Source organism: Pseudomonas sp. RA_15y_Pfl2_54, assembly GCF_963971015.1.
Classification (GTDB): domain Bacteria; phylum Pseudomonadota; class Gammaproteobacteria; order Pseudomonadales; family Pseudomonadaceae; genus Aquipseudomonas; species Aquipseudomonas baetica_A.
In genome coordinates this window covers 1-9453 of record NZ_CAXAPN010000067.1, presented here as the reverse complement: position 1 = coordinate 9453, position 9453 = coordinate 1, and the positions used below count along the sequence as shown (strand labels likewise).

At 55.2% G+C, this 9453-nt stretch carries 8 protein-coding genes and 1 pseudogene; 1 reads left to right on the top strand and 8 read right to left on the bottom strand.

Features of this window, described 5'->3' with window-relative positions:
• Nucleotides 1–244 precede the first annotated feature (244 nt).
• Together AACY50_RS28295 and AACY50_RS28290 are read right to left on the bottom strand one after the other, a co-directional pair.
• On the bottom strand, nucleotides 245–970 hold the full coding sequence (locus tag AACY50_RS28295) for a hypothetical protein (RefSeq protein WP_339539884.1): 726 nt from the start codon (nucleotides 968–970) through the stop codon (nucleotides 245–247).
• A 183-nt stretch (nucleotides 971–1153) separates the two neighbouring features.
• Nucleotides 1154–1612, bottom strand: a pseudogene (locus tag AACY50_RS28290) (GPO family capsid scaffolding protein); the annotation flags it as partial.
• A gap of 129 nt (nucleotides 1613–1741) precedes the next feature.
• Between AACY50_RS28290 and AACY50_RS28285 the strand changes: the two are divergent.
• Nucleotides 1742–1999, top strand: coding sequence for an ogr/Delta-like zinc finger family protein (locus tag AACY50_RS28285; protein ID WP_339539881.1), 258 nt, complete (start codon nucleotides 1742–1744; stop codon nucleotides 1997–1999).
• A gap of 83 nt (nucleotides 2000–2082) precedes the next feature.
• Here AACY50_RS28285 and AACY50_RS28280 read toward each other — a convergent pair whose 3' ends face one another.
• From AACY50_RS28280 to AACY50_RS28255, 6 genes are all read right to left on the bottom strand, one after another.
• Nucleotides 2083–2373, bottom strand: a complete 291-nt coding sequence (locus tag AACY50_RS28280; RefSeq protein WP_339539879.1) for a hypothetical protein — start codon at nucleotides 2371–2373, stop codon at nucleotides 2083–2085.
• 495 nt (nucleotides 2374–2868) lie between these two features.
• Nucleotides 2869–4647: a DUF927 domain-containing protein gene (locus AACY50_RS28275; RefSeq protein ID WP_339539877.1), complete on the bottom strand. Its 1779-nt coding sequence runs from the start codon at nucleotides 4645–4647 to the stop codon at nucleotides 2869–2871.
• Nucleotides 4644–5657 carry a toprim domain-containing protein gene (locus AACY50_RS28270; protein WP_339539874.1) on the bottom strand — a complete coding sequence of 338 codons (1014 nt, stop codon included), beginning with the start codon at nucleotides 5655–5657 and terminating at the stop codon, nucleotides 4644–4646. The genes AACY50_RS28275 and AACY50_RS28270 overlap by 4 nt, the downstream gene beginning before the upstream one ends.
• A 201-nt stretch (nucleotides 5658–5858) precedes the next feature.
• Complete coding sequence (locus tag AACY50_RS28265) at nucleotides 5859–6473, bottom strand: hypothetical protein (RefSeq protein ID WP_339539871.1); 615 nt, start codon at nucleotides 6471–6473, stop codon at nucleotides 5859–5861.
• Nucleotides 6474–7076: 603 nt separating this feature from the next.
• Nucleotides 7077–7292, bottom strand: coding sequence for a helix-turn-helix transcriptional regulator (locus AACY50_RS28260; protein WP_339539868.1), 216 nt, complete (start codon nucleotides 7290–7292; stop codon nucleotides 7077–7079).
• Between the two features lie 464 nt (nucleotides 7293–7756).
• The gene (locus AACY50_RS28255; RefSeq protein WP_339539865.1) at nucleotides 7757–9178 is read right to left on the bottom strand and encodes a site-specific integrase; all 1422 of its coding nucleotides are present in this window, start codon (nucleotides 9176–9178) and stop codon (nucleotides 7757–7759) included.
• Between the last annotated feature and the right edge of the window lie 275 nt (nucleotides 9179–9453).

Sequence of the window (9453 nt, the reverse complement as noted above, 5' to 3'; positions counted from 1 at the left end):
CATCGTTGGGTTTTACAACAACGAACGGCTGCACTCAAAACTGGGGTATCTGCCGCCGACCGTTTACGAGCGGGCGATGGCATCGAAACCACCTATCGAGGTGTCCGGAATTAGTTGACCACCACACGAACCATCCTCATCCTCTGGCTGATTAGAGTCCTTTCCACGTCCGACCGGCGCTGGCCTCCAGCGATCTGTTGCAGATCCTGGAATGTCAAAACTCCCGGCGTCTCGTTGAGCACTTTCAGCGATCCACGTTTGCTTTCTTAAGTCTCAGCAATTCACCGGGTGTGTTCACTACTACTTCTTTCGACACGGCGGGCGGCATCGTTACCAATGATGGTGCCAGTGCGCTTTCCTCATCATCGCCAAACAGTTTCTCAAGGTCTTTACCGAAAGCCTTCCAGGTAAGCTCATTCGTTTTTGCTTGTCTCTCGCGCATGCTATTACAGCCATGCAATAAACCATCGTGCTCTTCAAGACTTCTGAGGAACAATGCGCGGGACAAAGCGAACATTTCCAACAAGCTTTCCCGCATACCGTCTTGAGCAAATATTTTTGCAAGTTGAGTTTGCCAATGCGCCTTGTTAATCACGTTAGGAGCACCTGCCAGCTTTATTCGAGCTTCTGCTACTCGAACAATTAAGTTATTTTGAAGGCCGGTTCTTGCTTCGGCGGTGACACGTAGCGCCTGAGCATCCTTCCTGAGTTGGGCGCTACGTTCAATTTCTTCATTGATTTTATCCTGGTCGATGGTGGCAGACTTCGCTAAGTCATTCCAAGACGCATCGGTACGTTTGGCTTGCCCTTCCAACTCAGAGGCTTTTTGATTGATCCGTTGGCTTTCCTGTGTCACTTTGGCGAGCTGATTTTGCAGGGCAATGTAAGTTTCTTTGTCGGCGTCAAAACAAGCCACGAGCTCCCGTAGTTCTGGTGCTAGGTTGGCTCGATCAATAGTGGTGAGTTGCATGTCAATGTTCCTTAGTCATTTAATTAATGTTGGGGCGTCAAAGTGTGGGCTACGCTAAAGCACTCGTTTGCCCGGCTTGGATTTGTTAGTCAGCTCTCGACGTTCTCTAGCTTCATTCGAAAAAAATATCATCTTCCGCTTCGCTCGCTCCAGGTTGGCTGCTAACGCCTTACTACGCAGTTGCGACGGCAGTGGCACAGATGCAGTACGATAGGAGGCTTTGTTGGCCCGTTTGGAAAAATAAAGTTCCTGAGTTCCAAGGCTGGCAGGTTCATCAGTGACGGCCAGACCGGTCATGTAAGCACGTCCAGAACCCGCAAAATTCGGAGTGATCTCCACGCTGGAAAACAGCTTTTCTCCGTCACTATTTAACTTGAGTAGTCGGGAGTTTGGTTTCATCTGTACCTCTAGTGCAACTTGGCCCTTTCCAAGTGAGGTGTCGCCGTCAATCAGGCGTACGGCGAAGACAGTCCCGTGGGCACCATTACAGCGTTGATGCTCAACCCAAATAACAGCGGTATACGTCGATGGCTTGTAGGTTTCTGCACAGTCGCGTAGTTCCTGTGGTTTGATTTCTCTGCCGTCGGCAGTTGGGCCGCTGATGGCGACACGCTTCCAAGAAGAAACAAGTGATCGGGGCATTAAGCGCCTCCCTAAGTGATATGGTTAATTTCTTTGAATGCGGTCAGTATGAAGTTGCTCAATATGCCTTTATTGCATGTTAATATTAACACAATTCAATTGATTGTCTGACATGTAGAGTTGATCTTTATGCGGGTTTATTGCAGAGAGTGTGGAAGTAAGGCGCTTATTACTGAGGAAGAAAAAATGTCGTCAGTATTTTCAAAGCTTTACTGTCAATGTACGAACGCTAGGGAGTGCGGTCACAGCTTTGTTGCGCATATTAACTTTTCGCACACTCTTAAGCCTTCAGCTATTAAGCCGTATAACTCTCTGCTTGTGCGTTTGTGTGAGCTGCCCAGGGATCAGCAACTTCAGATGTTCGAACAGTTAGAAGTTTCAAAGTGAGCTGGAGTTATTTAACTGACTTAAATTCCGAATAAGCGAAAGGCCCCACCATAACCGCTTGGGGCCTTGTTTGTTTGGGTCGATCAGCTAGTACCGCAGTTGTCGAATAACCAGTCTTTCTGACCCGCCAGTTCGGCCACTTGGACGCACATCGGTGTGATCTGCCGGAGCAGGCCCTGCGCGATTTGGAGCTGCTCCCGAAGCTTGCGGTTTTCGTCTCGCAGATCGGCGATTTGCTCGGATTGCCGGATCATCATTTCGATACCCGCGATAAACGCCTGGCTGCCGGTCGCTTTCCCCGTCATTGCCTTGGCTTGCAGTATCAAAAAGGGCGATGGGTCTCGGATGGTGAGTACCTTTTTCTGCTCTCTCATTGCGTTTTCCTTGCTAGCAATTCTTAACCTGGCGCGCAGATCGATCGCGAAAAGTGATAGCAGTTTTGTCGACGCTGACGGGGGTAAAACTGCTCGCCAAGTGGCGATGCGTTCACTGGCTTTGTCGTGCCAGGATGTCCGTCACCTGGATTGCTATTTTTTCTAGATCAGCATCCCGACATTCCGTCAACAAAAAACACTGCCACCCCCCTTATACCGCGTCTAATTTCAAAAACTTGAGGGAACACGGGAACTCGGGATCAACCGCTCTAGAATGCGGCTTTCAGAGCATCTGGCCGTTCCCGCGTTTTTTTGAGCGGGAACAGAGGAAGTGGTAAAGCCCCTATTAAACAGAGTTGTGTTCCCATGTTCCCACTCTTGTGTTTTATATGGGAACGCCAGAAACCCCGTATTTACTGGCTTGTTCCCTTGTTCCCGCTGTTCCCATCAAAAATTCACAGTGCGCTTATCGTTTGATGATGACCGCTGTTGACTCTACCCCTCATTTTCCAGTCGCTCGGGGTCGATTACGTAAAAACGGGAACTGCCACCACCTGGCGTGCGGTACTTTTTTGTCCGCCTGCTGCCCTTGGCTTCCTCGTCAACTTTTACAATTGCCGAAGCTCCTAATAGGGCTCGTAGAATTCGTTCTTTACCGAAGCCAGAAGCCGCTTCCAGAAGTGCGGGTGTGTTGAACAGGTACAGGCGTTTGTCATCGTCTACCTCGTAGAACCCTGCTCGTTCACGGACAGTCAGGTTGGCGTGTTCTGCGCGCACATCCGAAAAACGGCTGTCACCATGTAGAGCGATAAAATCAGCGAGACCACGCAAGATCTGGCGATCTTCCGCGTTGCCATCACCCGTTGTTAAGAGCCATTCGTTGAACAGAAGGCGACAGGCCTTTATGGCTGTTCCTTTCGGCCAGTTCAGCAAGTTGCGGCGTATAGCCGATTCACCCGCCAGAGCCATAATCGCGAAGCGATCAGCCACCCGCCCAGCCTGTGAACTCTCAGTACCAAAGGCTTCCCGCACCTGCCTGAAAGCGCTGTGCAGATCCTCGGGCTTCTGGATCAGCGATTCCACAAATGCCGGGCCAACATGGCCGTAGTGCTGCGCCACAGCATCGTTGACGACCCGGTGAAAATCTTGCCCCGTCAGTCCGTGCACATCGTCGAAGGCCCGGTGCGTGCGAGTGCCGGCATTGACATCGACCATGCGCAGCTCAGCTCCGGCGTGGGCGCCACTACCACCGATGGCGGCATGGTCAGACAATGAGCGCTCGCCGCTGGAAAGCGCCAGTACACGCCAGGTCAACTTGGCGCGTCCCTCCCGCTCCCTGGTCATGGTTCCCTTGCCCATCCCGTTGGCGATGGCATACGCCATTTCCTGAACACGCTTGGGGTCGGCCCGTTTGATTTCGTCCAGGATCAATACGGTGTCGTTGCGCGAGGCAGCCTCAATCTCGACACCGCCTTTCGATACGTCCCATGACGCCGCGAAGCTCCCTGGGTTGCCCCACACGGATGCAGCCAAGAGCTGGGCAAGCGATTTACCACTCGACGAATCGCCCACCAGGTGCACACCGCCCCCATTCACCCCCACCTTGGCGAGCAGAGGCCCCGCCAAGGCGCAGCAGACCGACAGGATCAACACGGGGTTGCCTAGGCAGCGGGTAGCAATCTCGGTCTGCCAACCGCTGATAGACCCCTTGTCGGTGAAGATGTTGGCTGCCCTGCCAGAGTCCTGGAAACGCACGTTTTCGCCGCCGATGACGCGAGAGGGCAGCACAAACGCCCCTGATTCATGCCAGCCCGGTTTGGTGGTAGTCGCGATCACCAGTTCGGGCGACTGATGGCTAGCCAGGTAGGGGACTATCTGGCGGCGCTGGTGGTGCTCGATGACCAGACCTCGCCCCATCAGAACTTTCAGAACCTCATCACCTTTACCGGCCAGCGCTTCCATGGGCATGACCCATTCAATACGCCTTCCCCGGTGGCTGAAAGATAGGAGCCGCCCAATGGTGCCGTCTTCTGAGTTGGCCGTTTCAGCTTCAACGTTTAGAGGCGCACAGATCCAGTGGTCTACGGGGATGGCCTTTTCATCCGGCCCGCTTTGCTTCAAGCCGTGATACCAGGTGCCTGGCTTGTATGTCCTGCCCTCGATGGTGCGATGGTTCTCGTAGACGGCATAACGTGGCCGCTCCAGTTTTTCAGGTGCTGGAGCAACAGGGTCACCAACCAGGCTCAGGGTGGACGCTTTTTCGTGAGTGCTCATACCTTGCGGCTCTTTTTAGATTGACCTGCAAGCAAGAGGTACAGGTCGTTGAAGTCGGATAGGTCGGACGGGGCCTCAGCGGGCCATTCCGGGAAAACCACACGAGCGTCGGTTGCGCGGGCTGCTTGGTTGGCAGCACGTTTCCCCGGATTGCCAATCGTCTTTCGGTCGTCATCACCAGCAATGACCAGATCCAGCGTTGCGCCGTAGCGCTCACGCATTGCCACGGCCACCGGCTTGAGGTTGCCCGCGTTCATTGCGCAGACCACCGGACTCCCGGTGTTGTTGTGCAGGGTTGCGCCAGTGGCCCAGCCTTCGCAGACATATAGGCGGCAGCCGTCGGAGAACTTGCCCAAAGGCGAATAGCAGCCCTGGACACGACCACCCGTCAAAAAGCGTTTACCACCGTCCGGCGTGATGATTTGCAGATTGACCAAGCGCCCGTCATCGCAGAGCGGAACCAGCAGGCGACCCTGGCCCAACTGGCGCAGCAGATACGGCTGCACACCTTTGGCTAACAAGTAGGTGTGCAGTGGATCGGCGGGCTTCGCCATTTTCCAGAGCTGCGACGCCTGGCGGGCAGCAGCAAGGTTTTTCTCCTCCTGGAGCTGCTGCTCACGCAGACTCCACGATGCGCGCTCCTGATCGGCCTGTCGGCGGCGTTCCTGGAGCTGCTGAGCATCGGCAGCCGTGAGATTGAACAGGCCCAGCCGTAGGCGGTCGTCAATCTCCTTGGCGGCTTCCAGTTGTCGGCAACCGTTGAGATAGGCCAGAAGTGACACCAGGTCACCACCGTGCGCACTGTCGTCGGCAAAGTCATTCCATCGGCCAGAGTCGAGCGACACGCCAAAGGAACCGGCTTTCTGATCCCCGCGGGCAATGTTGGGTGCCACCCATTCGCGGCCTTTGCGAGTGCCTCCTGGTAGCCACTCAGGTAACAGAGTTTCAGCAGCGCTCAGGGCGTGCAGGGCGGTTTGTCGTATCAGGTCGAGGGGAGTGGGCTTACTCATGAGCACTTCCCTCCTGGTTCGTTTCCAGTCGTGTCAGGTAGGTCTCTACCGCATTAACGTCCCAGCGCACTGTGCGACCGAAACGGATGGGTCTGGGGAAACCCGATGTTGTAGACCAGCGCCACCAGGTAGTGCGACTGATCTGGTAACGAGCGCAAAGCTGCTGTGCTGTCGCCCATACAGACGTTGGGGTGGTCGTAGTCATTGCGCATCTCCCAAAGCACGGGATGCCCGTACAAAAGCGTGGTTGTCGTCGAGTGTGTAGGCGATGTTGGGTTCTAGGCCGTTCTCACCGATGTAGCCGATAACGGTTCGATACCGTTCCGCTTGGCTATCTCTGTACCTGAGCCGGATTTCGCCTTTATCCCCGGCGCAAACGACGCCCTTGATTCCGGCGGTGGCCGTCCCACTCGCTCCGGCCGTGGCGTTGCCATAGTCGCCCGCGATGGCTATCCCCAGATCTCCGGCGAAGGCGTTGCTACAGTCCCGGACAGTGGCCGTCCCACAATCCCCAGCAATGGCTGTCGCGAACTCACCAGCGGAGGCTGTACCGAAGACTCCAGCCTGAGCCTCACCACGATCTCCTACCGTGGCGAAACCGCTATCCCCGGCAATGGCTTTGCCGCTGTCTCCGGCGATTGCCGTGCCGTAATTCCCTGCCTCAACACTCTGCTTGTCACCGACTTGGTAATAGGTGCGAACGGGGGTGACGTACCCGCCATGAGTTACTTGTTTGCCCTGGTGCTGTAGATCAAAGGCTTTTTTCGGGCAAGCCGATCCCGTTAACGCAATTCTGCGCAGTTGAAAACTGATCAATGTGTTAACCCTGTCGAGTAAGTTGGGCTACGCGACCGTCATTAGCGGCCAAGAAAGGCGATAGAGCTCCGAGGTTGCTTATGCTCAGTCGTGGCCGGCTACTCGGTAGCCAACTACTCGATGCAGCGTTGTTTCAGGCGAGTTAAAGGCAATGGCTCCACAGCTTCGGACAATGGTCATGTGGGCGTTGTAACGCTTGAGTCGAACGGATAGGGACGAGTTTGCGCGGAGGGCGCTCAAGGCCATGCGACGGTGAACGAGTGCGCGGATTGCGGATGGAATGAGGGCTGTCATGGGTGGTGCTCCTTTTGCTGTGGAGCTGCCACTACCCGCTGCAAAACAGGATTTGGTGGCAGCTGTACGCAGGTTTGCAGACCGGAGCAAAAGGAATCCGGCACACCCGAAGGTGTCCTGCGCACAGCCGCCATAACACTGAACGGCAGGCACAAAAAAAGCGCCTGCTGTCATGATGGGGGCGCTGTTGCGCCTTTTGCTGGTCGGGCTGCAAAACCCGTTCGCTGAATTGGCAGCGACAGGCCAACGATAGCCGCGCACGAACGAGTTTGCAACCCTTGGTCGGGATGTAAGGCACGTTGACATGGTTCAACCCTGCTGGTTAGTGAGGAAGGCGTCCACGGCATCGGCATCCCAGCGCAGGATGCGACCAGCGCGAAGCGGGGCTGGAAAGTTATCGGCTTTCGACCAGCGCCACCAGGTGGTGCGGCTGATCTGATAAAGGGTGCAGAGTTGTTCGGTGGTGGCTCGGATACCTGCGCGCGGCAAGTTTGGGCGTGGGGTGTTGTCGGTGGATAGCGTCATTGCTGCTTACTCTAACGGCGTACGGAAAAGCCGAGAGCTCGAAAATGTTTGCGTCGATGGGAGGACATTGCATAGTCCGCCTCATGGCAATACAGTTTCATGGCAGGCCAAAAGCCTGCAAAGAAGCCCCTTCAAAAAGCTTCGTCTCTCGGATGGCGTACTGGCTTGTTGCGGTGTGCAGGGGACGCTCCAACGTCCCTTTCCGAATCGGCCTCGGTACGTCAAATACCGGGGCTTTTTCTTGTCTGCTAATGACCGACTTTGCTGATTTGCCCAATGTTCTATGGTGTTTAGGGCGTCACGACATAACTCGCCAGTGCCCACATGGTAGCGGGGCGTTTCAGGCGCATTCAACTCTAAGGTGTCGACAGAACGGGTGTTTGAATTGAATTTCGACGCTTAAAGAGCTTCCCCAAGGGGCATATGGGACACATATGTCAATATGCCCGGAAATGGTTACCAATCTACCGTTCGTCGGATTTTTGTCTGCGAGTGAGTAAAACGACATTGCTACTGGACTGGTCTCCCTTTGCTAAGGCATCCAAATAGCGTCCCCATTGCTCCAGAGCGGCACGTTTCTCCGGTAGATAGGCGTATCGGTCGTAGTGCTTGGCTTGCACGCCACTGCGTCCATGCGACAGTAGCCAGGCGCGCACTTCTGAGCTGATGCCCTGGTGCGCCATTAGGGTTTCGGCGGTGACACGTACATTGCGATAGGTGAAGAGGCGAGTCTTGCCGGCCTTTGCCAGCACCTGGCCTGCTTCGCTGAACGCCTTGATGATCGTTGAGGTGCTTGCAGTCGTGCCTTCTGAGAAGGAGAAAGGGCCATCGCCAATGTGGTGCTCGACCATGGGGGCCATTATTTCGGCAATTCGCTTTGTGATGGGTAGAAGGTGCTCCCAAGCCTGATCTTTGCGTCCCTTGGAGTCCAGGAGGCAAATGGTGTCGTCGGTAACGGCGTCCCAGGGCACGGCGCAAAGCTGGGTCATCCGTTGTCCTCCGAGGTAGATCAGGGCGTTGGCTATACCCCGTTTAGGCTCGGGTAGTTTGTCCAGGTAACGCAGCAGTTCACCCATCTCCACGGGCGTCAATGATTCCGTATTGGCGCGCTTGGCTCCTTGTACCGACGGAACATCCCGAACAGGGTTGGCCTGTATGGCAAACACTTTACCGCTGTGCGCCATTCGTTCCGGGGAGAGGTGCGCTTTGACGGCGTGGCTGAAGGCTGCTTGCAGTGACAGACGGAGGTTGTTGCAGATCGAGCGCATATCGTTTGATGCACCGCCTGCAGCATGGTTGCCGATCCCCCGGCCTTTGGGTTTGCGTACCAGCACGCCGGATAAGATGAGCTGGATATCCTCGGGCTCAATCAGGGCGGCGGGGCGCTGAATGAGGTCGGAGTGATAGTCCTTGATATGGGACTTGAATTGGTTCGCTACGGCCCTATGGCTCACCTTTCCTGACTTCTCCAGGTGGGCGACGTAGCAGTCCAACAGGTCGCCGAAGGTGCCGCGTCTCGCCTCAAGGGCGGCTTGCGCGGCCACCTGTGCCTGCTCTGCCGCTGCGGTGGCCTTCAGGGCCAATTGTTGTTCCAGGTATTGTTCCAATCCACCGGCAGCGATTGACGCGGTAGCGATGCGCAGCGCCGCCAGTCGCATGGCGTCCAGATCCATTTCATTCGTTTCGGGGCGTGGATTTTTGGTCAATGTGCCCAGTGCTATGCGCTTGTCCCCGGCGTTGGTGCGCTCGCGGTAGTAGCCGTTAATGAAACCCGCCGTCTTGCGTTCGAGTGTCAGGGTGCCTTTGCCGCGGGATCCTATCGGTTCGGATTTCTTGCCCTTGACGTTGTAGGCTTCCATTTCTGTCAGTCGAATGCGCTTGGCCATTTTCCCGTTTGTTTCCCGTTTCGCCTGAAAAATCACGTTGTAGAGTGAAACACTGAGACAATAGAAGAACGCCTAAAACCCTAATAATCAAGGGCTTTATGGATATTGAGAGGTTTTCGGAATCACTATGAGAACGCAATGCTGAGGGTTTCCAATCACTTATTCTGGTTTTGTGGAGTGACGGTTAAGCCCTTTTAAATTGAGGGGTGTAGGCATTACTTGATGTTCGAGCCTCCAGGGTTGAGGTTGTTTTTTCCCGTTTCTATCCCGTATCT